The organism is Mycolicibacterium insubricum (assembly GCF_010731615.1).
Taxonomy (GTDB): Bacteria; Actinomycetota; Actinomycetes; order Mycobacteriales; family Mycobacteriaceae; genus Mycobacterium; species Mycobacterium insubricum.
The window spans coordinates 806,572-831,056 of the sequence record NZ_AP022618.1; the positions used below are offsets into that span (position 1 = coordinate 806,572).

At 69.0% G+C, this 24,485-nt stretch carries 25 protein-coding genes; 15 read left to right on the forward strand and 10 right to left on the reverse strand.

Annotation, left to right across the window (positions count from 1 at the left end):
- Positions 1-31 precede the first annotated feature (31 nt).
- The 3 genes from G6N16_RS03760 to G6N16_RS03770 all read left to right on the forward strand — a co-directional run bounded on the left by G6N16_RS03760 (position 32) and on the right by G6N16_RS03770 (position 2,187).
- Positions 32-871, forward strand: coding sequence for an alpha/beta hydrolase (locus tag G6N16_RS03760; RefSeq protein WP_083033022.1), 840 nt, complete (start codon positions 32-34; stop codon positions 869-871).
- Between the two features lie 66 nt (positions 872-937).
- Positions 938-1,687: a DUF2786 domain-containing protein gene (locus G6N16_RS03765; protein ID WP_083033044.1), complete on the forward strand. Its 750-nt coding sequence runs from the start codon at positions 938-940 to the stop codon at positions 1,685-1,687.
- Entirely contained in the window at positions 1,684-2,187 is a 504-nt protein-coding gene (locus G6N16_RS03770; RefSeq protein ID WP_083033021.1) for a TIGR04338 family metallohydrolase, read from the forward strand. The genes G6N16_RS03765 and G6N16_RS03770 overlap by 4 nt, the downstream gene beginning before the upstream one ends.
- Positions 2,188-2,194: 7 nt before the next feature.
- On the opposite strand, the gene G6N16_RS03775 is transcribed toward G6N16_RS03770, so the two are convergent.
- Positions 2,195-3,889 carry an aldehyde dehydrogenase family protein gene (locus G6N16_RS03775; protein ID WP_083033019.1) on the reverse strand — a complete coding sequence of 565 codons (1,695 nt, stop codon included), beginning with the start codon at positions 3,887-3,889 and terminating at the stop codon, positions 2,195-2,197.
- Positions 3,890-3,980: 91 nt separating this feature from the next.
- On the opposite strand from G6N16_RS03775, the gene G6N16_RS03780 reads away from it, so the two are divergent.
- Complete coding sequence (locus tag G6N16_RS03780) at positions 3,981-4,676, forward strand: O-methyltransferase (RefSeq protein ID WP_083033018.1); 696 nt, start codon at positions 3,981-3,983, stop codon at positions 4,674-4,676.
- A gap of 1 nt (position 4,677) precedes the next feature.
- Here the strand turns inward: G6N16_RS03780 and G6N16_RS03785 are convergent, their stop codons facing one another.
- Positions 4,678-5,067 carry a TM2 domain-containing protein gene (locus G6N16_RS03785; RefSeq protein WP_083033016.1) on the reverse strand — a complete coding sequence of 130 codons (390 nt, stop codon included), beginning with the start codon at positions 5,065-5,067 and terminating at the stop codon, positions 4,678-4,680.
- Positions 5,068-5,304: 237 nt separating this feature from the next.
- Between G6N16_RS03785 and G6N16_RS03790 the strand changes: the two genes are divergently transcribed.
- From G6N16_RS03790 to G6N16_RS21660, 4 genes are read left to right on the forward strand one after another with little or no spacing between them, the layout of a single operon-like run.
- The gene (locus tag G6N16_RS03790; protein WP_083033014.1) at positions 5,305-5,577 is read left to right on the forward strand and encodes a hypothetical protein; all 273 of its coding nucleotides are present in this window, start codon (positions 5,305-5,307) and stop codon (positions 5,575-5,577) included.
- A gap of 60 nt (positions 5,578-5,637) precedes the next feature.
- On the forward strand, positions 5,638-6,057 hold the full coding sequence (locus G6N16_RS03795) for a hypothetical protein (protein WP_133052993.1): 420 nt from the start codon (positions 5,638-5,640) through the stop codon (positions 6,055-6,057).
- A gap of 3 nt (positions 6,058-6,060) precedes the next feature.
- A complete protein-coding gene (locus G6N16_RS03800; RefSeq protein ID WP_083033011.1) occupies positions 6,061-6,606 on the forward strand; it encodes a hypothetical protein in 546 nt (181 codons plus the stop codon).
- 43 nt (positions 6,607-6,649) lie between these two features.
- Positions 6,650-7,048 carry a hypothetical protein gene (locus G6N16_RS21660; protein ID WP_083033010.1) on the forward strand — a complete coding sequence of 133 codons (399 nt, stop codon included), beginning with the start codon at positions 6,650-6,652 and terminating at the stop codon, positions 7,046-7,048.
- Between the two features lie 37 nt (positions 7,049-7,085).
- Here the strand turns inward: G6N16_RS21660 and G6N16_RS03810 are convergent, their stop codons facing one another.
- Complete coding sequence (locus tag G6N16_RS03810; RefSeq protein ID WP_083033008.1) at positions 7,086-7,763, reverse strand: response regulator transcription factor; 678 nt, start codon at positions 7,761-7,763, stop codon at positions 7,086-7,088.
- Positions 7,764-7,822: 59 nt separating this feature from the next.
- Between G6N16_RS03810 and G6N16_RS03815 the strand changes: the two genes are divergently transcribed.
- Complete coding sequence (locus G6N16_RS03815) at positions 7,823-10,060, forward strand: ATP-binding protein (protein ID WP_163787762.1); 2,238 nt, start codon at positions 7,823-7,825, stop codon at positions 10,058-10,060.
- Positions 10,061-10,241: 181 nt separating this feature from the next.
- Here the strand turns inward: G6N16_RS03815 and G6N16_RS03820 are convergent, their stop codons facing one another.
- A complete protein-coding gene (locus G6N16_RS03820) occupies positions 10,242-10,811 on the reverse strand; it encodes a TIGR00645 family protein (RefSeq protein ID WP_083033087.1) in 570 nt (189 codons plus the stop codon).
- A gap of 59 nt (positions 10,812-10,870) precedes the next feature.
- Positions 10,871-11,323 carry a hypothetical protein gene (locus G6N16_RS03825; protein ID WP_083033088.1) on the reverse strand — a complete coding sequence of 151 codons (453 nt, stop codon included), beginning with the start codon at positions 11,321-11,323 and terminating at the stop codon, positions 10,871-10,873.
- 219 nt (positions 11,324-11,542) lie between these two features.
- Here G6N16_RS03825 and G6N16_RS03830 point away from each other — a divergent pair, with 219 nt between their 5' ends.
- Positions 11,543-12,112, forward strand: coding sequence for a hypothetical protein (locus tag G6N16_RS03830; protein WP_083033090.1), 570 nt, complete (start codon positions 11,543-11,545; stop codon positions 12,110-12,112).
- Here the strand turns inward: G6N16_RS03830 and ilvD are convergent.
- Positions 12,109-13,824, reverse strand: coding sequence for a dihydroxy-acid dehydratase (gene ilvD / locus G6N16_RS03835; RefSeq protein ID WP_083033092.1), 1,716 nt, complete (start codon positions 13,822-13,824; stop codon positions 12,109-12,111). The two genes, G6N16_RS03830 and ilvD, sit on opposite strands and share 4 nt — an antisense overlap.
- A gap of 63 nt (positions 13,825-13,887) precedes the next feature.
- On the opposite strand from ilvD, the gene G6N16_RS03840 reads away from it, so the two are divergent.
- The 3 genes from G6N16_RS03840 to G6N16_RS03850 all read left to right on the forward strand — a co-directional run bounded on the left by G6N16_RS03840 (position 13,888) and on the right by G6N16_RS03850 (position 16,197).
- A complete protein-coding gene (locus G6N16_RS03840; protein ID WP_083033093.1) occupies positions 13,888-14,544 on the forward strand; it encodes a DUF305 domain-containing protein in 657 nt (218 codons plus the stop codon).
- The gene (gene ricR, locus G6N16_RS03845) at positions 14,537-14,836 is read left to right on the forward strand and encodes a copper-sensing transcriptional repressor RicR (RefSeq protein ID WP_083033095.1); all 300 of its coding nucleotides are present in this window, start codon (positions 14,537-14,539) and stop codon (positions 14,834-14,836) included. The genes G6N16_RS03840 and ricR overlap by 8 nt, the downstream gene beginning before the upstream one ends.
- 323 nt (positions 14,837-15,159) lie before the next feature.
- Positions 15,160-16,197: a L,D-transpeptidase gene (locus tag G6N16_RS03850; RefSeq protein WP_083033096.1), complete on the forward strand. Its 1,038-nt coding sequence runs from the start codon at positions 15,160-15,162 to the stop codon at positions 16,195-16,197.
- An 81-nt stretch (positions 16,198-16,278) separates the two neighbouring features.
- Here the strand turns inward: G6N16_RS03850 and G6N16_RS03855 are convergent, their stop codons facing one another.
- The gene (locus G6N16_RS03855) at positions 16,279-17,340 is read right to left on the reverse strand and encodes a hypothetical protein (protein WP_083033098.1); all 1,062 of its coding nucleotides are present in this window, start codon (positions 17,338-17,340) and stop codon (positions 16,279-16,281) included.
- Between the two features lie 130 nt (positions 17,341-17,470).
- Positions 17,471-19,501: a M13 family metallopeptidase gene (locus G6N16_RS03860; RefSeq protein ID WP_083033099.1), complete on the reverse strand. Its 2,031-nt coding sequence runs from the start codon at positions 19,499-19,501 to the stop codon at positions 17,471-17,473.
- A 47-nt stretch (positions 19,502-19,548) separates the two neighbouring features.
- Between G6N16_RS03860 and G6N16_RS03865 the strand changes: the two genes are divergently transcribed.
- Positions 19,549-20,166, forward strand: coding sequence for an Rv1363c family protein (locus G6N16_RS03865; RefSeq protein WP_083033101.1), 618 nt, complete (start codon positions 19,549-19,551; stop codon positions 20,164-20,166).
- A complete protein-coding gene (locus tag G6N16_RS03870) occupies positions 20,163-20,858 on the forward strand; it encodes a hypothetical protein (protein WP_083033102.1) in 696 nt (231 codons plus the stop codon). Before G6N16_RS03865 ends, G6N16_RS03870 begins: the two co-directional genes overlap by 4 nt.
- Positions 20,859-20,914: 56 nt before the next feature.
- Here the strand turns inward: G6N16_RS03870 and G6N16_RS03875 are convergent, their stop codons facing one another.
- On the reverse strand, positions 20,915-21,415 hold the full coding sequence (locus G6N16_RS03875) for a transcriptional regulator (protein WP_083033104.1): 501 nt from the start codon (positions 21,413-21,415) through the stop codon (positions 20,915-20,917).
- Positions 21,412-24,339 carry an MMPL family transporter gene (locus G6N16_RS03880; RefSeq protein ID WP_083033106.1) on the reverse strand — a complete coding sequence of 976 codons (2,928 nt, stop codon included), beginning with the start codon at positions 24,337-24,339 and terminating at the stop codon, positions 21,412-21,414. The genes G6N16_RS03875 and G6N16_RS03880 overlap by 4 nt, the downstream gene beginning before the upstream one ends.
- Positions 24,340-24,485: the final 146 nt, after the last annotated feature.

A 24,485-nucleotide genomic window follows, 5' to 3' on the forward strand; every position in this document is an offset into this window, starting at 1 on the left:
CTCGACGGCGGCGGGCCGATAGGCTGGCCGCATGGCAACCTCGCGCACCGAACGCAGCTTCGACGGGGTCGGCGGGATCCCGATCGTCTACGACACCTGGCTGCCCGACGGCGACCCGCGCGCGGTGGTGGTGCTGTCCCACGGGCTGGGGGAGCACGCCGGGCGCTACCACCACGTCGCCCGTCGGTTCGGCGAGGCCGGTCTGGCCACCTACGCGCTGGATCACCGCGGGCACGGCCGCTCCGGCGGCAAGCGTGTCTACCTGCGCCGCATCGAGGAATACACCGGTGACTTCGCGACGCTGCGCGACATTGCGACCGCCGAACATCCCGGGCTGCCGGTGATCGTGCTCGGGCACTCGATGGGTGGGGCGATCGTGTTCCGCTACGCGTGCGATCACCCCGACGACTACCAGCTGGTGGTGTTGTCCGGCCCGGCCGTCGCCGCCCAGGACAGCGTCAGTCCGGTGCTGCAGTTCGTGGGCAAGGTCCTGGGCCGGCTGGCCCCGGGGGCGCCGGTGCAGACCCTGGACGCCGACGCTGTCTCCCGGGATCCGGAGGTGGTGGTCGCCTACAAAGCCGACCCGCTGGTCTGGCACGGCAAGGTCCCCGCGGGTATCGCCGGTGAACTGCTGCGGGTCGGCGAGAGCATGCCCGAACACGCCCGCGCCCTGACCGCACCGCTGCTGGTGGTGCACGGCAGCGACGACCACCTCGTCCCGTACCCGGGCAGTGAACACCTGGTGAAGTGCGTGGCCTCCGACGACGTTCACCTCAAGGTGTACCCGGGGCTCTATCACGAGGTGTTCAACGAGCCGGAGAAGGCCGTCGTGCTCGGCGACGTGGTGTCCTGGATCGACGCGCGCCTGTGACCGGTTATGCACAGGGCGAACACCCGGTGCACGGGCCGAATCGCCGCTGCGCCTTACCCTGTGGACATGGCTGAGGACAAGTTGCTGGCGCGGATCGCGGCACTGCTGCGCCAGGCGGAGGGCACCGACAATCCGCATGAGGCGGAGGCGTTCATGACGGCCGCGCAGCGGCTGGCGACTGCGACCTCGATCGACCTGGCGGTGGCACGATCGCACACCGCCAAACGCGAAGCGGCACAGGCGCCCACGCAGCGTACGGTGACCATCGGCGAGGCCGGCAGCCGGGGGCTGCGCACCTACGTGCAGCTGTTCGCGGTGATCGCCCACGCGAACGACGTGCGCTGCGACGTGGCATCGAACTCAACGTATGTGTACGCCTACGGTTTTCGCGAGGACCTCGACGCCGTGGAGGCGTTGTACGCGAGCCTGGTGGTGCAGATGGTGCGGACCTGCGACGGGTACCTGGCCACTGGTGCGCACCGTCCCACCCCGACCATCACCGCCCGGCTGAACTTTCAGCTGGCCTTCGGCTCCCGGGTGGGTGCGCGGCTTGCCGAGGCCCGTGAGGCCGCCCGGGCCGAGGCGGTGCGCCGGCCGGAGACCTCGACGGGAACCGCTCTTGCCCTGCGCAACAAGGAGATAGAGCTGCACAATCACTACCGTTCGGTGTCCCGGGCACGCGGTCACTGGCGTGCCGCGCGGGCAGACGCCGGCTATTCCTCCGCCGCGCGACGGGCGGGCGACCGGGCCGGGCGGGCCGCCCGGCTCGGCGGGGGCTCGGAACTGCCCGGGGCTCGCAAACCGCTGACCTCGTGACCGATCGCGACGTCCAGCGGGCCAGGGTCTACGCGGCCGAATCGTTCGTGCACACGGTGTTCGAACGCGCGGATCAACACGGTTGTCGCAGTATCGATTTCTTCGGCACGGCCCTGACCCTGCCGCCGGAGGCGCGGTTCGCTTCGATCGAGGCAGTGCAGCGCTACGTGGACCGGGTGCTGGAACTGCCGGCCGTGGCGAACACCTGGACGGTCGGTCCGGTGCGGGTGCGCGGACGCCGCGGTGTAACCCGGGCGCACTACGAGGTCGTCGACGGGGTGGGGGTGATCGCCGTACCGGATCGGTCCGATGACGACGGATCACGCTGGGCCATGCGCGAACTGGTCGTCCTGCACGAAATCGCGCATCATCTGACCCCCGGCGGCGCGCCGCACGGTCCGAGCTTCGTCGCCACCTTCTGCGAACTGGCGGGTCATGTCATGGGTCCCGAGGCCGGCCATGTGCTGCGGGTGATCTACGCCAAGGAGGGCGTGCGCTGAGCGGTGCTCAGCCGCGCAGCGCCGAGGCGAAGATGGCCGGCAGTTTGGCCGGCGACCGCTTGGCGGCGAAGCTCACCAGGTGCCGTCCCGTGCCGGCGGCGGTGCGGTTGTTGACGAACCACGGCGGCTTCGGGGAGATCGAGGCCTCACCGTGCAGGATGGACCGCGGCATCGGCCGGAACGGCCCGCGAACCACGGTGCGCTCGGTCTTGTCGATCAGGAAACCGTTGTGCACCACGCCGATTCCGCTCTGCACATCGTTGCGGGTATGGCCCGGGAAGGCGCCCCAGGTGGCCGTCGCGGTCAGGTAGCCGACGCCGGTCCAGGCGTTGACGGCGATCGTGCCGTAGCGCAGCGAGGCCACGAACTCGTCGAACCGGGCACCCATGGACTTGATCGCGGCGGGATCGCCGATGACGTTCACGCCCAGCGTGCCGACGAATTCCCCGTTGACCACGCGGGCGGCCTCATCAGGGAAATCCAGTTCGTCACAGTCGAGTTCGATGATGCCGAGCACCGGACCGAAGTACTCGGTGCACAACAGCGCGGTGCGATCCTCGGGATCGACGACGAGTACCCGGGCCCCGTCGCGGCCCAGACGCTGCGCCTCGGCGTAGGTGTCGGTCGCGGCGGCCACCCGGTCGTCGGAGCCCGGGTAGTAGGCCGGCCGGGCCGGGGCGGCCTCGATCGCGCGGGTCAGCGCGTCGATGAACTCCTGGCGCTGGGCCCACCGCTTGGGTAGCACCACCACCTGCGCCGCCACACAGTTGTAGCCGTTGTTGTGCAACCGCTGGGTGGCCACATGCTGGGCCTGGAACCGGATATCGGCCTTGCTCCACTTCCCGGGCAGCACGATGGTGGGCGAGACCCCACCGAGTTCACTGGTGACCGGCTTGTCCAGGACGGGCTCGTCGGCGGCCTTGCGGAGCGCGCCTTCCTCGCCGGTCCCGTACACGATGGCGTCGTGGGTCAGGGAACTGCCGGTCATGTGCACGTGATCGACCAGGCGGTGGGAAACCAGGTAGCCGCCGGTCTCTGCGCCGCCGGTGAGGATCCGGACCACGCCGAGGTGGATGAACGGGCGCAGCACCGCGGTCCACACCGGGAGCAGCGCATCGGTGACCGGGTTGAGCTTGAGCGCGACGACTCGGTTGTGCGCGAACAATTCGTAGAGGGTGTCCAGCGGGGCGATGGAGAAGATATTGCCCGCACCCAGCACCGCGCCGACACCGTGGGTGCGGCCGGGATCGCGTTCGGCCAGGCCCGCCTCGCGCAGGGCCTCGTCGCTGCTGACGCCGGGCTGCAGCCACACCTTTGCCGAGAAGCCGGACAGCAGCAGCCGGTCGTAGAAGTTGAGGGGGAACACGTCGACGGTGGTCCGCCCGCCGGGTGCGGTGCCGAAGCGGACTCCGTCGAGCGGGCTCTTCCCGGCCTCCAGCTTGGCCAGGGAATGGGCCAGGGCGGTGGCGTTGATGGCGAGCGCGTACGGCCCGGTGATCCATTCCTCACCGCGCAGCGGCGAGTCCGTCGCCAGGCCCTTGATCCCGGCGGCGGCGTCGACCCAGTCCTGGGCGTGCACGGCGACCAGATCGCGGACCTGCTCCAACAGTCGGCGGCGCTCGCCGAGCGGCGTCGCGGCCCAGATCTTCTCCCCGTCGACCAGATCCTGCAGGGCCTTGTCGACCGCGTCGTTGTCCGACATCGTTGGTACTCCCGTCGTGTTGGGCGGTACCTCCGGTACCCGCAACCCTCAGTTTACGAATGTGCGCCGAACGGCCGCTACCGTGGGTCGGGTGACCGAAGCCTCAGTGCGACCCGAAATCGTCGACGAGCTGCTCAACCGGCTGCTGCTGGACAACGATCCGGGGCTGGCCGAGGTGCTGGTGTCCAGCCGGGCGGCCGGGCTGCCGGATATCTCGGTCACCCCGCAGTTCGCGCAGCTGCTCGGCCTGCTGGTGCGGATGTCGGGGGCCCGCCGGGTGCTGGAGATCGGCACCCTCGGCGGCTACAGCACCATCTGCCTGGCGCGCGGCGTCGGCGCCGAGGGGCTGGTGGTGACCCTGGAACGCGAACCCCGCTACGCCGAGGTGGCCGCGACCAACCTGAACCGCACCGGTCTGACCGACCGGGTGGAGATCCGGGTCGGCGCCGCGCTGGACACCCTGCCGACGCTCAGCGGCGACTTCGACCTGGTGTTCATCGACGCGGACAAGGAGAACTACCCGGCCTACCTGGACTGGGCGATCAGGCTCGGCCGCCCGGGCACCGTGATCGTGATCGACAACGTGGTCCGGGCCGGGGAAATACTGGCGCCGGCCGAACAGGATGCCGCGGCGCGCGCCACCCTCGACATGCTGGAAGCGATGGGCGCACGCCCGGAACTGGACACCGCGGCGATTCAGACCGTCGGCGCCAAGGGCTGGGACGGTTTCGCGCTCGCACTGGTCAAGCGGCGCCAGAGGCGCTACGCCGAGCGCAGCGCAGAGTAAATCAGTCCCGCAGCGGTCGGCCCTGCGCGTCGGGCACCTTGCCGGTGAGCATCATGATGCCGTCGATCAGCGTCCAGATACCGCCGATTCCGCAGGTCAGCCAGACGACGGCGATCTGTGCAATGCCCAGACCGGTGTAGCCCAGGTAGAACCGGCCGACACCGAAGCTGCCGAGCAGGATCTGCAGCAGGCCCGCGGTGGTCTTGGACTTGTCCGACCAGCCGTAGGCGGGCTGGCCGTAGGGCGCCGGGTAGCCCGGCTGGGCAGCCGGGTAGCCGCCGCTTGCCGGGGGGTACCCCGGGTAGCTGGCCTGCCCGGACGGTGCCGGATAGCCGGGGGTGCCGTACGGGTTCGGCTGGTTGGGGTTCTGATTCGGCTGGAATGACGACATGTCGTCCGATTATGCCGCACGCAGCTGTCAGGCCCTTCCCGCATTTGCCGGGGGCGGCCCGTCGGCGGTGGAAAACGTCACACGAACGGAGTATCCGGGCGTCACACGAACGGAGTATTTTGCCGGGTCATCCTCGACGGGGTGGGTGACGCGGGTTAGCGTCAGCAAGTCGTTGGGGGGGCGCGTCGCAGACGGCGCGACTATCACCCCAGGTCCGATAGGAAAAGTGGGGGCAAAGTGAACAAGATTCTCGGGGTCGTTGGTGCCGGTGTGTGTGTCGTGGCGGTGCTGGCGGGCTGTTCGTCGAACAAGGGCGGGGACACCACCTGCGGTGACTTCAACAAGATGGACGCCAAGGGCCAGACCGAGGTGATCACCGCGATGCTCAAGGACGAAAAGGGCAAAGAGCCGAACAATCTGGAGATTGCGGCCACCAAGGCCTCTGCCAAGGCGTTCTGCAAGACCCTCGGCAAGGATTCCTCCAAGGTCAAGGACATCAAGACCGGTTAATCCGGGTCTGTCGGCAGCGGGTCATCGCGCCGGTAACCGTCAAGTATCAGGAGAACATTCGTGGGAGTAACTTTCGCGCCCAACGGCATTTACGTGGGCATCGGCCTGGGCGTCGTCGCCGGTCTGGCGAGCGAGAACCTGGTGGTCGGCATCGTCGTCGCGATCGTCGGTTCGGTCGCCGCCTGGTGGGCCATCGTCGGCATCGAGCATCTGATCGGGCGTGGGGTCGAAGCCGGAGCGACGGCCATCGGCAACGCCTACCAGTCACGCAAGAGCAGACAGGCCCCGCAACCGCCGCCCAGCCCGTACCCGGGCGCCTACGGAAGCCAGCCGGGCGCCTACGGAAACCAGGCCGGTTGGCCGGGGCAGCAGCCCGCGGCGGGCTATCTGAGTCCGGCACCGCCGCCGCCCGGCCCCGCGGCCGCACCCGGATACGACAACGCACCGGCCCCGCAGTGGCCGACCTATGGAAGGGGCTGAGCGATGGAAGGCATTGTTTTCGTCATCGGATTCTTCGCCGTACTCATCGGTATCTCGTGGGGCTACTACGCCTTGAAGTCGGTGGCCAAGCGCAAGCTCTTCTTTAAGGGCCAGTACGAACGCCAGCGGACGATGATCGACAACGATCTGGTGCTGACGACCGTCGTCCCGATGCCGGTGGTGATGGACAGCCTGTCCCGCCACATTCCCGACGACCGCTCGGCGAAGGCGGCGTTCCTCGGCGGGGCCATGCGGGTGAACATGGACGGCCCGAACCGGCTGGTGTACACCCACCTGCCGAAGTTCACCACCGGTGGCGGCGGTGACCGTTTCGCCGCGAGCATCACCTTCGAGCAGTCCGGCCCTCAGCAGCTGCAGGCCGTCGTCAGCATCGACGAGTGGCGGGAGAACGACGGTGTCACTCGACGCGCCGGCATCGACGCCATGGAACGGTTCCGCAACGAGGTCGTCGCGGCGTTCCGCGCCGTCGATCCCAATACCGCCATCGGCGGCCGCGGGCAGCAGCTTGCCCAGCCCGGCTCCATGTGATGCCGTACTGTCCATCTGAAATCATGAAAACCATGGGGGAACAATGTCTTTGACTTTCGAACTACTGTCATCCGTCCACTCCGTCGGCACCGGTCTCGGCCCCGATCAGACGGTCGACTACCTGGCCAGGGGCGGCCGCGGTGGTGGTGGACGCGGGGGATTCCGGTTCTTTTTCGGCCCGATCGGCTTCCTGCTGGTCGCCATGCTCATCGGCGTCGCGTGGCGGGTCATCAAATTCCTGATCGCCAAGCCGACCAACACCGCGCAGGGGTACCCGCCGGCCCAGGGTCACCCGAATGCCCACGGCTACCCGAACGCGCAGGGATTCCAGAATCCCCAGGGCTTCCAGAACGCCCCTGGATTCCAGGGCTACCCGAACGTGCAGAATCCGGGATCTCCGGTGCCGCAGCAGGTTCCGACACCCGGGTACCCGCAGCAGTAAGTGCGCGGCCGGACGTGATCGACTCGGCGCCGTCGACTCAGATGTCGGCGGCGCTGAGCAGTCCGTCCTCGATGGCGCGGGCCAGCAACGCCGATTTGGTCGAGGCGGGCCGGCCGACCGCCGCGTACTTGGCCCGCGCGCGCTGCAGATGCGTCCGGACCGTGGCGGGTGAGATGAACAGGCGCTTGGCCACGAGTTCCTTGTTCTCCGTTTGGAACCAGGCGGTCAGCACTTCCTTCTCACGCTCGGTCAATCCGGTGCGGCCGAAGGTTTCGTCGGCCAGCAGTGCCTTCGCCATCCGTGGACCGACGTAGGGGTGGGACGAATGTGCGGCGTGCACAGCGGCGACCAGATGATTGCGACCCTCGTTCTTGGTCAGATACGTGACGGCGCCCAGATCCAGACAGGTGAGGATGACCTCGTCGGAAAGCATGTGGGAGTACACGATCACCGGCTGCCCGGCGTCGACGAGTTTTTCCAGGGCGGCGAACTCGGGTCGGCTGCCGATGAACTGCAGGTCCAGCAGCACCACATCGGCGTTTGGCGCATCGGCGGGCCGTGCCTGATAGGCGGTCGGGCTCTCGTAGCAGCCCACCACCTCAATGGGCGGATCCGCCTGTGCGCACCACGCCTCGATGCCGGCGTGCACCACGTCGTGATCGTCGATCACCGTGACCGTCACCGGACGGAGCCGTTCCGGTTGCGACGCCGTCATGCCCTGCCTTCCCCATGCTGCACCGAGGGCAGCACCGTCCTCATCGTAATGTGCTGACCATGGGGTGGGGCGAGCGGGAACCGGGCACCGGGGAGAGTGCCTCGCTGCGCCAGCTGAACCGGCGCGCGGCCACCGTCGGACTGCTCATGCGCAACTGTGTCGGCCTGATGGTCACCGGGGTGGCGCTGGCCGATCCGGCTTCGCAGGCGTCCCCCGGCGGCGAGCTGCTGCTGGGCGCAGTGGCGCTGTGGTCGGCCTACCGGCTGGCCACCCGCAGCCACCGATGGCAACCCGCCGTCGTCGACTATCTGCTGGTGGTGATGCTGAGCCTGGGACTGCCGCTGCTGGTGTCGGGCGCCGGGTTCTACCGGTACAACACCGCGCCGCTGGCGGTGGCCGGCACCGGTGTCATCAGCTTCGCGGTGTCGGTGGGGCCGGCCGTCAGCCTGGCGCTGACCGTCGGTATCGCGATCAGCTACGCCTGCGGCGCGGCCGGCGTGGTCGGTTGGGAGCATGTCGCCGGGGTGTCGACGCTGTACTACTTCGGTCTGCAGTGGGCGACGTCGGCTGCCATCCGGCTGATGGTGCAGCGGGTGGCCGCCGCCGTGGACCGGGCCCGGGCGGCCCGACAGGCTGCCGAACTCGAGCGGGAAATCGACGATGCCGTCCGCGCCTACGAGCAGGAGCAGCTGTCGCTGCTGCACGACACCGCCGCGTCCACCCTGATGATGGTCGGTCAGGACTCCGAACTCGATCCGGCCCGGCTGGCCGGCCAGGCCCGCCGCGACCTAGACCTGCTGTCCGGAACCACCTGGACCGACACCTCAGGCCCGGTGGAACTGGTCGCCGCGCTGCGCCACTGCGCCCAACACCGGATCACCCCGGTGCGGTTCGCCGGCCGCGTCGAACTCCTGCTGGACGGGCGCACGGCGGGACCGCTGACCGCCGCGGTCGCCGAGGTCCTCAACAACGTCGACCGGCACGCCCGCGCCGCATCCGCGGTGATCACCGTGTCGGACCGGGCGGTCACCGTCGCCGACGACGGCGTCGGATTCGACCCGGCCCGGGTGCGTCGCGGACGCGGGGTCGACACCTCCATCACCGCCCGGATGCGGGCTGCGGGAGGCGCGGCGACGATCGTCTCGGCGCTCGGCGCGGGCACCGAGGTGACCCTGACCTGGCGGGGGTGGCCCGACGAGCCCCCCGCCGCCGGCCCTCCGCCCGCCGAACCGCCCGATGCGGTCCGGCTGATCGCCCGGGTGCGGCGGACGTTCGGACTCGCGCTGACGGTGTACGCACTGGCCAACCTGGCGTTCGCGGCCACGGCCGGCGGCAGCGGCGGGTTCGACGCGGTGCTGGTGGGGATCAGCGCCGCCGCCACCCTGTGCGCGCTGCCGGGGATCCTGCGCGACGACTGGCGGCTGCGCGGGCCGGCCCTGGTTGTGCTGGCCGCGGTGGCCGTCGTTCAACCGTTGCTGCTGGACCCGGCGCAGATCGGCGACAGTACCCACTGGACGCAGGCGTCGATCGGCTGGTGCGTCGTTCCACTGGTGCTCACCCGCAGCACGCCGGTCGCGGTCGGCACGGTGGTGAGTTACTGGGTGCTGGGGGGCGCCGTGGCGTTCCTGGTCGACCCGTCGGCGGCGGTGCTGGTGAACCTCGGCCTGGGGACGGCCAGCATCCTGGGGGTGCAGTTCTTCGCGCTGGTCTTCAACGGGATGGTGCGCGAGGCGGCCGTCGTCGCCGACGCCGAATGTGAGTCGCACCAACGCCTGGTCGCCGGCGAGGAACTCGCGCGGGCACTGCGCGCCGAACACCAGCGCCGGTTCGGCCGGCTGCTGGACAACGTCATGGCGCTGCTGGGCGAGCTGGCCACGGGTGAACCGCTGACCGACGATCTGCGCAGCCGGTCCCGTGCCGAATCACGAAGATTGCGGGCGCTTTTCGACCAGGCGGCGACTTTCGAGCAGCCGTTGATGCGGGAGCTGCGGACACTGGTGGATGATGCCGAAGACCGTGGTGTGGAGGTCACCGTGGATCTCGGCGGCGACCTGGACGAACTGGACGCAGCCGAAGTCCCGGCGCTGGTCGACCCGATCCGGGTGATCGTCGCCGATGCCCGGACATTCGTGCGGCTGGTGGTTACCGGGCTGTCGGGGGAGGTCAGCGTCAGCGCCGTATGCGACCGGTCGGCCGGACCGGAGACCTTCGAGCGGAGCGCCGGAGCCGAGTATGTGTGCACCGACGACACGGTGTGGGTGGCAGTGGGCCGGCGGACCGCGGCAGCCGTGGGGTGAGCCCGGCGTATCACCGGAAGCGATTGGGAATTCGTATGTTCGGAGGACGCGGAGAAGTGACGCGGGGCCAGACAATAGATTGCATCGCCGAGGGCTCGGGGGGTACCGGGGGGTACATGAGGGAGCCCTCGGCGATGTCACTCTCGGCGACCGCGCACCGTGTGCTGCGGCGGTCTCGGGTTCAGTCGTCCTCGGGCGTACCGTGATTGATGGTGGCCACCCGGGCGGAAATCCAGTCGACGTAGGCCAGCCCGAGGGCCGAGGCGATGAACGCCATGTGGATGATGGTCTGCCACTTCAGCGTCTCGGGCGGGATGTTCTGGGCGTTGATGAAGGATTTGAGCAGGTGGATCGACGAGATCCCGATGATCGACATCGCCAGCTTCACCTTCAGCACGTTCGGGTTCACGTGGCTGAGCCATTCCGGCTTGTCGGGATGGGAGTCCATCCGGATCCGGGACACGAACGTCTCGTAGCCGCCGATGATCACCATGATCAGCAGGTTCGCGATCATCACCACGTCGACCAGGCCCAGGACGATCAGCATTACCGACGCCTCGTCGAGGTGGTTGAAATCCTTGACCAGGTGGACGAGTTCCTTCCAGAACACAACCACGTAGACGGCCTGGGCGACGATCAGGCCCAGATACAGCGGTGCCTGCAGCCACCGGCTGACGAAGATGGACGTGCCGATGAACCCGGTGAACGACCGGTACGGCGGTTCCGTCACGGCGCTGTCTGACGCGGACATGTTCCCCCTGTGAATCTGCTGTATGCCCGATGATCTTTACACAGAGCCCGTCGTCGCCGTCAGAAGCGGGTCAGACGATACAACTCGGTGCCCGATTTCGTGTACACCGTTGCCGCGTCGTCGCCGTGGAACTCCACCAGATAGGTGCCCCGGTTCCCGCCCTGGACGACCTTGAGCGTGTACCGACCCGACGAGTCCTGTGAACTCGACAGCTGGCAGCTGCTCGGTCCGCCGATATCGAGGGCCTTACCGGTGGAACTGTCGTAAAAAAAGTTCTGACAGGCACCGTTGGAACCGAACATCTTGTCCTCCCCGTCGGAGGACGTCCAGCTGCCGACCAGGGAACCCGTGGTGCCCTGGACGGCCGACGTGGTGGCCGGTGCGGCGGCCGGGGACCCGGCGGAGCGGGTCACCGTCGATGCCGAACCCGTCGAGGAATGGTCGGCCTGACCGGAACAGCCGGCCAGTGCGGCGGTGGCGATACCCGCCGCGACGAAGGTCAACGACCGCACCGGCCTCCGACCCCTGCTGGATGTGAACGACATGTGCTCCCCCTGCTTGCGCGTGAATCTCTCGGTGCGATCCTGCCACCTGCCCGCTCGCCGGGATGTAGCACGAACGTACGAAATTGGGATTCTCCGCTGTCCGCAATGCCGCATCCGTGGGTAGCGTTCGCCGCGTCCGGAATGGTGATGTGCGAATCGCACAGGGATGTTTAAGGAGGGCCCGCCATGGAGGGTCTGGGTCTGGTCCTGCTGATCTTCGTGGGGCTGTTTGTGATCGTCTGGGTCCTGGAAACCGTTCTCGACGGCGTCGTCTCGGGACTCATCGCGCTGATTGCAGCGCCCTTCAAGGCGTACAAGAAGAAGGAACAGGAGAACAAGCTCGACACGTACGTCAACGGCGTCTACTTCGAGACCGCCGTCCCGCCGGCGCAGTTGTATGACGCGCTTTCCGCGCATTTGCGCGAGGGCGACTTCCATCCGACGAACCTGGTGATCGTCCAGCACGAGGAGATGGGGCGCCACAACGTCGGGTTCGCTTGGAAACCCGAGGTCAAATTCCACGTCGAGGGCGGGGACGAGCTTCAGGGTTCGGGTGAGCCGGTAGTGGAAGCCGAAGTGTCCTACGATGTTTCGGGTCCGCGAACAGTGGGCAGGATGCGCCTGACCCGCTTCTCCCGGGACCGGGACTGGACGGACGAAGCGCTCATGGAGAACGCGCTGCCCTGGTGCTTCGAGCCCATCCACAAACTCGATCCGAACGCGAAGCTGACCAGGACCCCGCCGCCGCCGCTCTAGGTGCAGACGGCACCGACGGCGGCCGAGCCCACCAGCTTGGTGTACTTGGCCAGCACGCCGGTGGTGTAGGTCGGCGGCAGCGGCTCGAAATCGGCCTTGCGGGCCTCGAACTCGTCGGCGTCGACCAGCACGTCGAGGGTGCCCTTGCTGACGTCGAGCCGGATTCGGTCGCCGTCGCGCACGAACGCGATCGGGCCGCCGTCGACCGCCTCGGGCGCCACGTGGCCCACGCACAGGCCGGTGGTGCCGCCGGAGAATCGGCCGTCGGTCATCAGCAGAACGTCCTTGCCCAGCCCGGCGCCCTTGATGGCGCCGGTGATCGCCAGCATCTCGCGCATGCCCGGTCCGCCCTTGGGGCCCTCGTAGCGGATGACGACGACGTCGCCGGCGGTGATGGTGCCGTTCTCCAGCGCGTCGAGCGCGGCCCGCTCCCGCTCGAAAACCCTTGCGGTGCCCTCGAACACGTCGGAATCGAAGCCGGCGGACTTGACCACCGCGCCCTCGGGCGCCAGCGTGCCGTGCAGGATGGTGATGCCACCGGTCGGGTGGATCGGTTTGTTCAGCGCGCGCAGCACCTTGCCGTCGGGATCCGGCGGGGCGATGTGGCGCAGGTTCTCGGCCATGGTCTCGCCGGTCACCGTCATCACGTCACCGTGCAGCAGGCCGGCGTCCAGCAGCGCCTTCATCACCACCGGGACGCCACCGATGCGGTCCACGTCGTTCATCACGTACGCGCCGAACGGCTTGACGTCGGCCAGGTGCGGGACCTTGGCGCCGACCCGGGTGAAGTCGGCCAGGGTCAGCGGCACACCGGCCTCATACGCGATGGCCAGCAGGTGCAGCACGGCGTTGGTGGATCCGCCGAACGCCATCACCACCGCGATCGCGTTCTCGAACGCCTCCTTGACCAGGATGTCGCGGGCGGTGATGCCACGGCGCAGCAGTTCGACGACGGCGATGCCGGATTTGCGGGCGAAGCCGTCGCGGCGGCGGTCGGTGGCCGGAGGGGCCGCGCTGCCCGGCAGCGACATGCCGAGTGCCTCGGCGGCGCTGGCCATCGTGTTGGCGGTGTACATGCCGCCGCAGGCGCCCTCGCCCGGACAGATGGCGCGCTCGATGGTGTCGACGTCCTCGCGGCTCATCAGCCCGCGGGCGCACGCGCCGACCGCCTCGAACGCGTCGATGATGGTGACGTCCTTCTCGGTGCCGTCACTGAGCTTGGCGCGCCCCGGCAGGATCGAACCGGCGTAGAGGAACACCGCCGCCAGGTCTAGGCGGGCGGCCGCCATCAGCATGCCGGGCAGCGACTTGTCGCAGCCGGCCAGCAGCACCGAACCGTCAAGGCGCTCCGCCTGCATGACGGTCTCCACCGAGTCGGCGATGATCTCCCGGCTGACCAGGGAGAAGTGCATGCCCTCGTGGCCCATAGAGATGCCGTCGGACACCGAGATGGTGCCGAACTCCATCGGGAAGCCGCCGGCCTCGAACACGCCCTCCTTGACGGCCTTGGCGAGGCGGTCCAGCGACAGGTTGCACGGGGTGATCTCGTTCCACGACGACGCCACGCCGATCTGCGGTTTGGCGAAGTCCTCGTCGCCCATTCCCACCGCCCGGAGCATGCCGCGGGCGGCGGCCTTCTCCAGTCCGTCGGTGACATCGCGGCTGCGGGGTTTCATGTCGGGAGCTGCGGGCTGAGCAGGCTGTTCGGGCATCGGTTCAGTATGCCAAAAACACGTTTTCTGATACCCCATGGGGGTATCAGGTAGGGTGGGGGCATGAGAAACGCCCCGCGCCCTCTGGCAACCCGGATCACTGCGCTGGCCGGCGGCGCCGCGCTCGCCGTCGCGCTCAGCGCCTGCGGCGGTTCCGCCAAGGAACCCGCCGCCGGTCACGACGGCCACGAACACGATCACTCCGCAACGTCGGTGACCAGCAGTACGACGGCGGCGTCGCCGTTCAATTCCGCCGACGTCAACTTCGTGACCATGATGATCCCGCACCATGCCCAGGCCATCGAACTGGCCGGACTGGTCGACGGGCGCAGCGCCAACGCCGAGTTGATCACGCTGGCAGGCAACGTCAAGAACGCGCAGCAGCCCGAGATCGACACGATGAAATCGATGCTGCGGTCCTGGGGATACGCCGACGACCAGGCGGACGGCAACGGCCACGGCGGCCACGGCACCGGCATGGCCGGCATGGTCGACGACGCCACCATGGCCAAGCTCAAGACGCTGTCCGGGACCGATTTCGACACCCTGTGGCTGCAGTCGATGATCGGCCACCACGAGGGTGCCATCGAGATGGCCCGCGCCGAGATCGGCGAGACCGGCGGCGGGATCAACCCGCCGGCCAAACAGCTCGCCCAGTCGATCATCACCACCCAGCAGGCCGAGATCGATCAGATGAAGGGGATGCTGGGTCATGGCTGAACATGAGGGTGCGCACGGGTATTCGGCGAACAAGGAGAACTACGCCAAGCGGCTGCGCCGTATCGAGGGCCAGGTCCGCGGCATCGCCAAGATGATCGACGAGGACAAGTACTGCATCGACGTGCTGACGCAGATAAGCGCGGTGACCTCGGCGCTGCAGTCGGTGGCGCTGGGGCTGCTCGACGAGCACCTGGGACACTGCGTCAGCCACGCCGTGGCGGCCGGCGGCGCCGACGCCGACGCCAAGCTCGCCGAGGCGTCGGCGGCCATCGCCCGGCTCGTGCGTTCGTGACGCGCGGAGCCGGCACAGCACGGCCGGGGGATGGCTGTTCGGCGCCCGTTGATCGAGCGTCGGCGGCCATCGCCCGGCTCGTGCGTTCCTAGCCTCCCGGTTCGAGGGGCGGTGTAGTTCCGCGTAGTTCCGCGACGAAGAGGCCGGGCGTATGGCGTTGGCGGAGGTAACGAAACCACCACCGGAGGCGATGAACCTCACAACCGCGGGCGCCCCGTCGTTCACTGTTTTCCCAGGTCGCAGCCTTGCCGGCCGGGCGGGAGACGGGGCCGGGCACCGTTGTCATGGCACACTGGAAGCTATCCAGGATTTGGAGGATCTGTATGCGCACCCACTCTGGGCGATCGCTGGCAGGGCTGTTCGGGGCGGCCGTCATCGTGGCGAGCTCGGTATTCGCCGTCGCACCCGCCTACGCCGACCCCGACCCGGTCGACCCGGGCGTCGTCGACGCACCGGGCGTCCCGGCACCCGCCGACAATCCGGCGCCGGTCAACCCCGCGCCAGCCAATCCGGCTCCTGCCGCGGCGCCGGCCGACAACCCGGCTGTGCCCCCGGCAACCCCGGCGGTCCCGAACAACTACGGCGCACCCGCGGTCATCCCGGCGGGCACCCCGGCCGGGCAGAACCCGACCCCGTTCGTCGGTGAGGCGCCGTTCAGGCCGCCGACGTTCAACCCGGTGAACGGCTCCATGGTGGGCGTCGCCAAGCCGATCTACATCACCTTCGCGGTGCCGATCGCCAACCGCAAGCTGGCCGAGGACGCCGTGCACATCACGTCGAACCCGCCGGTGCCGGGCCGGTTCTACTGGGTCAGTGACACCCAGCTGCGCTGGCGCCCGCAGGATTTCTGGCCGGCCAACACCGTGGTGAACATCGACGCCGGCGGTACCAAGTCGAGCTTCCGCACCGGTGACTACCTGGTGGCCACGGTCAACGACAAGACCAAGACCATGGAGGTCATGCGCAACGGGAAGCTGGAGAAGACCTTCCCGGTGTCGATGGGTCGCCCCGACGGCAAGCACGAGACCAAGAACGGCACCTACTACGTGCTGGAGAAGTTCGCCGATATGACGATGGACTCGTCCACCTACGGCGTGCCGGTGAACTCGCCGGAGGGCTACAAGCTCAAGGTGCAGGACGCCGTCCGGATCGACAACTCCGGGGTGTTCGTGCACAGCGCGCCGTGGTCGGTGGCCCAGCAGGGCAGTTCCAATGTCAGCCACGGCTGCATCAACCTGAGCCCGGCTAACGCCAAGTGGTTCTACGACAACTTCGGCAGCGGTGACCCCGTGGTCATCAAGGGCACGGGTGGCGGTTGGTACAACCAGCCCGACGGTGCTTCCGACTGGCAGATGTTCTAGCCCCCGTCGTCCACCGAGGCAGAACCTACGCAGGAGCGCACCGGCGTGTCGCCTGCACCAGTTCTGCCTCGATGCTTCAGGTCAGCAGGTCAGCGGCGGCAGGGGCTCGGTGCGGACGATCACCGGCGTCAACGGCGCGGACTTGTCCGCCGGTGCCTTCAGCGCGGCGAGCGTGCCCCCGCCGACAGCGGCCACCTGATACGGCAACTCGACGGAGGCCCCGGACCGGGTGTCGACGACGGTCGCCGTCGGCGCGTGGGACCCGAACACCAGCGGGCCGGACACCCATAGCTCCGAGGCACCGGGCAGATCGCCGGTCACCCGAACCGTGCCGGCATCGGCCGACCACCAGGTCAGGCCGCCGTCGCTGCGCCAGGCGTACGCCTTGCCGTCGGTGACCACACCGGCGCGTTGCTCGCCGACGGCGTCGGCAACCGCGGCGGGCAGTTCGGCGGGCACACCCACCACGGCGGGATCGTCGGCGACGTCCCACAGCACGCCCGCGGCGCCGGTGCGCAGCGAGGACAGCGAGCCGGAGGTCACCTCGGCGGTCGCCCCGGAGTTCGCGTCGAACGACCGGACGGTGCCGTGCGCACCGGCGAAGGAATCGCGGGTCAGCCAGTACACCGTGTCGCCGGACAGCGCGACCGAGTCGATGGTGGCGCCGCCGTCGCGCAGGTCGTCGGCGGAGGTCTCGGCGACCGTGCGCACCGAGTGGTCGGCGCGGTTGATCACCTCGACCCGGACCAGGGTGGGCAGCACCCCGTTGGCGCCGCGCGGGTTGTGCCGCACACCGACGACGATCCACTTGTCGTCCAGCGCCGCGAACCCGACGTCGCGGTTCGCGGGGTCGGCGACGGTGTAGACCGTGGTGGCGGCACCGTCGGCGCCGATCAGCGCGGCGTCGCGCACGGTCCCGTCGTCGCGGGCGACTACCACGTCACCGGCTGGGCCGACGGCCAGCGGCACCTCGGCCGGCGCGACGGTCCGGGCGCCGTCGTCGAACGCCGTGCGCCAGCCGTCGGGCAGGCTCGCCATGCAGGAGGCGTGTTCGGGCGTGGTGGGTTTCTCCGGAGCGGGTGCGGCGCAGGCCGCCACCGCCGATACCGCCAAGACTCCGACCCCGATCCGCCACCCCAGCATGGCCCGAGTTTATTCGTCGAGGCAGAACCCACGCAGGCGAAAATCGAAGGAAGACCAGCGTGGGGGCTGGCTCAACGCGACGGATGGGCGTGTCGGGCCGGGGACACGCACGCTCGCCGAGATCCGGCGGTCAGCTCCAGATGCGGACCCGGTCCTCGGCCGCCAGGAACAGCTCGTCGTCCGAGGTCACGCCGAAGGCGTCGTAGAACTCGTCGATGTTGCGGATGACGCCATTGCAGCGGAATTCCGGAGGCGAATGCGGGTCGGTGGCCAGCCGCCGGATTGCCTCGGCGTCTCGGGACTTGGTGCGCCACACCTGCGCCCAGCCGTAGAACACCCGCTGCACACCCGTCAGCCCGTCGATCACCGGCGGCTCGGCGCCGCCCAGGGACAGCCGGTAGGCCAGCAGGGCGATGGACAGCCCCCCGAGGTCACCGATGTTCTCCCCCACGGTGAACGCGCCGTTGACGTGATGGTCGGGCCCCAGCGCCTTCGGCGCATACGCGTCGTACTGCTCGATCAACGCCGTTGTCCGAACGCCGAATTCGGCGCGGTCGTCGTCGGTCCACCAGTCCACCAGGTTGCCGTCGCCGTCGTACTTGGCCCCCTGGTCGTCAAAACCGTGCCCGATCTCGTGGCCGATGACCGCGCCGATACCGCCGTAGTTCGCCGCGTCGTCGGCATCGGCGTCGAAGAACGGCGGCTGCAGAATCGCTGCGGGAAAGACGATCTCGTTCATCCCCGGGTTGTAGTAGGCGTTGACCGTCTGCGGGGTCATGAACCACTCGTCGCGGTCCACCGGCCCGCCGAGCTTGGCCAGCTCGTGGTCGTAGCCCACCGCGTAGCCGCGCCGGTAGTTCCCGTAGAGATCGCCGCGGTCGACGACGAATGCCGAATAGTCGCGCCAGCGCGCCGGATAACCGATCTTGGCGGTGAACTTGTCCAGCTTCACCAACGCCCGCTGCCGGGTTTCCGGTGTCATCCATTCCAGATCGGAGATGCTGACCCGGTAGGCCTCGCGCAGGTTGTGCACCAGCTCGTCCATCCGGGCCTTGTGCCCGGGCGGGAAGTGCTTGGCCACATACAGTTTCCCGACGGCATCGCCCATCAGAGTCTCGACCAGCGAAACGCCGCGCTTCCACCGGTCGCGGATCGCCTCGGTTCCTGACAGGGTGTGCCCGTAGAACGCGAAGTCCTCGGTCACCAGCGCCTCGGTCAGGAAACCCGCGCGGGAATGGATGACCCGCCAGCGGGCCCAGTCCTGCCAGTCGGCCAGCGGCTCGTCGGCCCACAGCGCGGCGAACGCGCTCAGGTACGAAGGCTGGCGCACCACCAGCTCGGCGGCGATCTCCGGCGAACCGCCGAGCGCCCGCAGCCAGCCGGCCCAGTCGAATCCCGGTGCCTGCTCGGGCAATTCGGTGAAGACGCGTAGGTTGTAGGATAGGTCCGCATCCCGGCGGCGGACCACGTCCCAGTGTGCCGCCGCCAGTTTGGTCTCCAGCGCGACGATCCGGGTGGCGGTCTGTTGGTGATCGCCGGGGCCGTACACCAGCTCCAGCATTCGGGCGATGTGGCGCGGGTAGGCGGCCAGCACCTCGGCGTGCGCGGGGTCGCGGTAGTAGGACTCGTCGGGCAGTCCCAGCCCGGACTGCGACAGGTGCAGAAGGTAGCGCTCGGAGTTCTTCGCGTCGGTGTCGACGTACAGCCCGACGCCGCCGCCGACCCCGGTGCGGGCCAACTCGCCGAGCAACCCGGCTAGCGCGTCGGGGTCACCGGCGTCGTCGATGCGGCCCAGCTCGGCCAGCAACGGCGCCAGGCCGATGGCCTCGACGGTCTCGGCGTCCAGGAAGCTCGCGTACAGGTCGCCGATCCGCTGCTCGTCACCGCCCGAGGCATCCTCGGCCGGATCTGATGGCGGCCGACCTCTTCCTCGCAGAACTACACTGCTCGTCGAGTCGGCCGCACTCAAGATCAGCTCGCGGACCTGCTCCTCGGCCCGGTCGTAGAGGGTGCGGAAGGCGCCGTCGGTGGCGCGGTCGGCGGGGATCTCGTAGTCGGCCAGCCAGCGACCGTTGACGTGGCCGAACAGGTCGTCCTGTGGCCGGGCGTGCTCGTCGACGTAACGCAGGTCCAGGCCGGAGGGGTGGGTTTCTACCGTCACCCCGCCATCCTTCCAGAAGCCGTCGCGGCACCGGGTAGCCTCGGGCGATGCCCACCCAGGACACCGACGGGGACCCCGCAGACGACACCGCGGCGGACGCCGCCACCGCCGACGGGGACCGCGCCGACGGCCCGGTGTTCTCCCGCTACGGGATCGTCTCGGCGCTGCTCGCGCTGATCACCGTCGCCGCCATCGCGGCCGGCGGTGTCATCTGGAGCACGCACCGTCACGCCGAGGACACCCGCGCGCACCAGAGCGACGTGCTGCAGGCCGCCGCGGCGTGGACCACCGTCCTGATCAACATGAACGCCGACAACGTCGAGGCCAGCATGGCGCAGCTGCGCGACGGCACCGTCGGTGAACTCAACAGCGGCTTCGACCGCAATATGGCGCCCTACCGGGAGCTGATGCAGAAGCTCAAGACCCGCACCTCCGGCCAGATCGACGCGGTCGCCCTAGAGACCGTGCACAACGCGCCGGCGCAGAACCGCGGCGAGACACTCGTCGACGACGCCGCGACCAGCAACGACACCGTGCTGGTCGCGGCACGGTCGGTCAGCGACTCGGCGGCCGGCAAGGGCAACACCATCGGCTGGCTGCTGCGGCTCGGGGTGGTCGACGTCGACGGCACCCTGATGATCTCCAGCCTGGAGACCCTGCGATGAGGAACATCGCCCGGCTGGTCGCCTTCGACGTGCTCGCACCGCTGGTCACCGTCGCCGCGCTGGCCGCCATCGGGATCGTGCTGATGTGGCCGAAGTGGTGGGTGGCGGTGTTCGCGGCGCTGTGTGTGCTGATCGCGCAGGCGGCGGCGCTGAACTTCTTCCTGCTGCGCCGCGACGGCGTCACCGTCGGCACCGACGACGACGGGCCCGGGCTGCGGCTGGCGGTGACTGCGCTGATGGCCGTCGTGGTCATCGCGGCCGCCACCGTCGGCTACACCCAGTGGACCCGGCCGGACCGCACTTTCGACGCCGACCGGAGCCAGGCCGTGCAGGTCGCGACTCAGGTCGCCGAGGCTACCGCGACGTTCAGCCCATCCGATCCACTGGCCGGCATCGAGAAGGCCGCGGCGATGATGACCGCCGACACCGCCAAATCCTTCCGCACCAGCTACGCCGGAACCACCGCCGAGCTGGCCAAGAACAAGGTCTCCCAACAGGGACAGGTGGAGTCGGCGGGCATCCAGGCGCTGGTGCCGAACGCGGCGACGGTGCTGGTGGTGCTGCGGCTGACCCAGAGCACGCCCGGCAAGGCGGCCACCCAGGGTGCGGCCGGGCTGCTGATGTCGATGACCAAGGACGACGGTCGCTGGCTGGTCGCGGACATCGCGCCCCTGCAGCGCGGCGCTGCCTGATCGGGCGGTTCGGCGAAGCCGGAGTGACACCGGGACCGCCCGCAAAAGACCGGAGCCTAATCCTCGGTGGGGGTCTCGCGCTGCGCGCGCATCCGGGCGAACCGGTCCGAGAGCCGGCGCATCCGGATCATCAGCGATGCGGGCGGGCACACGGCGCCGGTCAGATAGTCGGCGAACACGGTGGACTGGGTGCCGATCCGGGAGGCGAATTCCCGCTGGCTGAGCCCCGAGCGGTCCAGCAGCACCCGGACGTGGCGGGCCACCTCGGCGCGCTCGGCGGTCTCCAAGTGGGTGCGGCTGCGGTTGAGCACCTCCCGCATGGCCTTGGCGATGCCGTGCGGCTCGCCCGCGTCCGCGCGGGTCTCCAGGATCTCCTCGACCTGCCGTGAGGTCCGCCCGAACGGGTCGCGCTTGATGGCCACCACGATGCGCTGCCATACCGAGATGTCGCCGTCCTCCAGCGCGGCGCGGATCGCGGCGGTGGACCAGAACTCGACCGGCCGGCCGCCGTCGGACACGGGGCCGGCGGCATCGGCATCGCTGGCTGCCACCGTCACCTCGTCTCCTCCAGCATCGCAACCGCAACCGACAGGCAGCGGGTCTTGACCCGATCCCATTTCCGGTCATCGCCGGGGGCCGCGTCCTCGTCGGTGTCCGACGGTTGGGGATCGGCCAACTGGCGAACCAGATGAGTGCTCACCCAGGGACGGTCGGCGGGTTGGCAATCCGACCACCGACCACAGTAATACGTGTCGATCTCGGTCAGCACGGCCGCCGCGGTCTCCGCATCGCAGGTGTCGATGAGCTCCACGAAGTCGGCGAAATCCTGGCTGCTGTTGCGCGTCATCAGCAGGTAGCTCATCAGCCGCAGGGTCTCCGCGCCGGTCGGGATCCGCAGCCGGTCACCGGTCGGCAACTGCACATTGGTGGTCTCCACCGGGCTGTTGCGCACCAGCTTGGGTTCCAGCCGGTCGGTCTCGTCGTGCAGTGCCTCCAGGGCGACACCCAGCCGTCGTCGCCACACCGTCACCGGATGCACCAGCCGGGCGAACTGCTCGGTCTGCACGGTGCGCAGCCGGGCGGTGTCGTCCAGTTCGGCGCCGTCGCCGCCGCGGATCCGGCCGTCCAGCCCGGCGCAGCCGGCGAAGGCCATGGGGTCGGGCACGGTGACCGCGTCCGGCGCCAGCCGCTGCAGCTTGGCCGCACCCTTGACCACCATCCGCACGTCGGCGTTGGGTGCGGGCAGGCCCGGCAGGTCGTCGGCGAAGCTGACGCCTTCCGCGCACTCGGCGACCGGCACCGGCTTCTCGAAGTCGACCGACGGCAGGATCCGGTCCAGCCAACGCGGCAGCCACCAGTTCCACTGCTCGAACACCACCATCAGTGCCGGGACCAGCACCAGCCGCACCACGGTCGCGTCGACGGCGATGGCCACCGCGCACGCCACGCCCAGCTCGGCGACCAGCGGCATGCCGGCGAATGCGAAGCCGACGAACACCGCGATCATGATCAGCGCGGCGCTGGTGATGGTGCGGGCGCTGGTCGACACCCCGTAGCTGACGGCGTCGCGGGTGTCGGCGGTCTGCAGGAAGCGTTCCCGGATCCGGGTCAGCAGGAAGATCTCGTAGTCCATCGACAGGCCGAAGGTCAACGCCAGGACCAGCGGCGGCACGGTGCTGTCGATCGAGGTCAGCGGTTCGAAGCCGAGCCCGCGCAGCCATCCCCACTGGAAGACCACCACCAGGCTGCCGTAGGCCGCGGCCACCGACAGCACCGTCATCACGATGCCCTTGAACGCCAGGAACACCGACCGGATCGACAGCAGCAGCATGAGGAACGCAACGACGGACACGAACAGCAGCACCCGCGGCCCGGTGTGGTCGACGCGGTCGTCGAAGTCCTTCATCAGGGCGGTCGGTCCGCCCACCGACACGACGGGCGCCGACGTCCCCGCCGCGCTCGCCGCCTCGCCGGCCGTCTTGGGCAGCTGCTCGCGCAGCCAGTCGACTGTGTGGCGGGCGGCCAGATCCTCCGGGTCGACGGTCAGCACCCCGGACACCAGCACGCTGTGGTCGTCGTCGGAGTACACCGGCGGCGGGTTCACATCGGCGATGTTGATGGCCCGGTGCATCTCGCCGGCGATCGCGTCGGTGATCGCGGCGTTCTGCGGGTTCGACGCGTCGCCGTCGGGGAAGGTCACCAGCACCCGCACCGGGCCCAGCGCTCCGGGACCGAGCGCCTTGGCGGCGGCGCTGACCCCGCCGCGAATCTCGTGGCCGGGCGGGAATTGGCGCAACAGGCTGTTGCCGAGCACCATCGAGAACGCCGGGGCGGCCAGGATCAGCAGCAGGACCGTCGCCAGCAGCGCCGACAGCCAGGGCCGGCGCATCACCCGTCGTACCCACACCGACCAGAACGGTTCGTGGTCGGGCTTGGACCGGGACAGTTGCAACAGCGGGGACCGGCGGGCGGCGGTGCGACCGAAGGTGGTCAGGATCGCCGGGGTCATCGAGACCGAGGTCAGCACCGAGACCACCACGGCCAGAATGGCGCCGGTGGCCATCGAGCTCAGCACCGGGGTGTTGATCAGGTAGATGCCGGTCAGCGAGGCGATGACGGTCATGCCGGACAGCACCACCGCCAGGCCGGAGGTGGCCATCGCCGCGTCGGTGGCCTGCGCGACGGTGCGGCCCTGGCGCAGTTCCTCGCGGTAGCGCATCAGGATGAACAGGGAGTAGTCGACCGCCAGGGCGATGCCGAACATCGACACCGTCGACGACACGAACACGCTCATGGTGGTGAACTGGGACAGCAGGTAGACGATGCCCATCGTCACCAGAACTGTGCACAGGCCCAGGATCATCGGGACGGCGGCCGCGGCCAGCGAGCCGAACACGGCGATCAGCACGATCAGTACGATCGGCAGGTTCCATTTCTCGGCGGCGGCGATGTCGTGCTTGGTGCTGGTGGCTGCGGCCGCGCCGAGCGCGCCCTGGCCGATCACGTACAGCCGCACCGACTCGTTGGCGGTCTCGCCGGGATCGGCGCCGTTGACGCCGACCTTCTCCCGCAACTTCTTGGCCACGTCGACGGCGCCGGTGTTGTTGAAGTCCACCCGCAGCTGCACGACGTAGGGCCGGTCCGGTTGGGGCGGCCGCTGACTGGGGATGGGGACGACGGTGACGCTGGGCACCTCGGCGGCGATGCGTTCGAGCTTGTCGACGGCGCCGGTCATGTCGGCGTAGGTGGCGGTCGCCTGGGGCGCGGCGACCAGCGCCAGCGGTGAGGCACCCTCGGTGGGGAAGTGGTCCTCGATGGCGTACTGCACCCGCAGCGACTGCGAACCCGCAACCTCGAAACCGCCGCCGGTCAGCTGGTTGGAGCCGGTCAGCAGCAGCGAGACCGCGGGCACCAACGCGACCAGCCAGCTGGCGAACACCAGCCAGCGGAATCGTCGGAGTGTGGCACTCAGCCGCATCATGAATTGCTGAATGACGACTCTCCCTGCGGTGTGCAGAACGGCTGGTGAGCCCGAGCCTACAGGAGCCGGATGTGCGTGGTGGAACTCCGCTGACCTGCAACGAAAGCGTTATCTGACGGGCTTCGAGGCCGGCTGGCGGCGCCGGC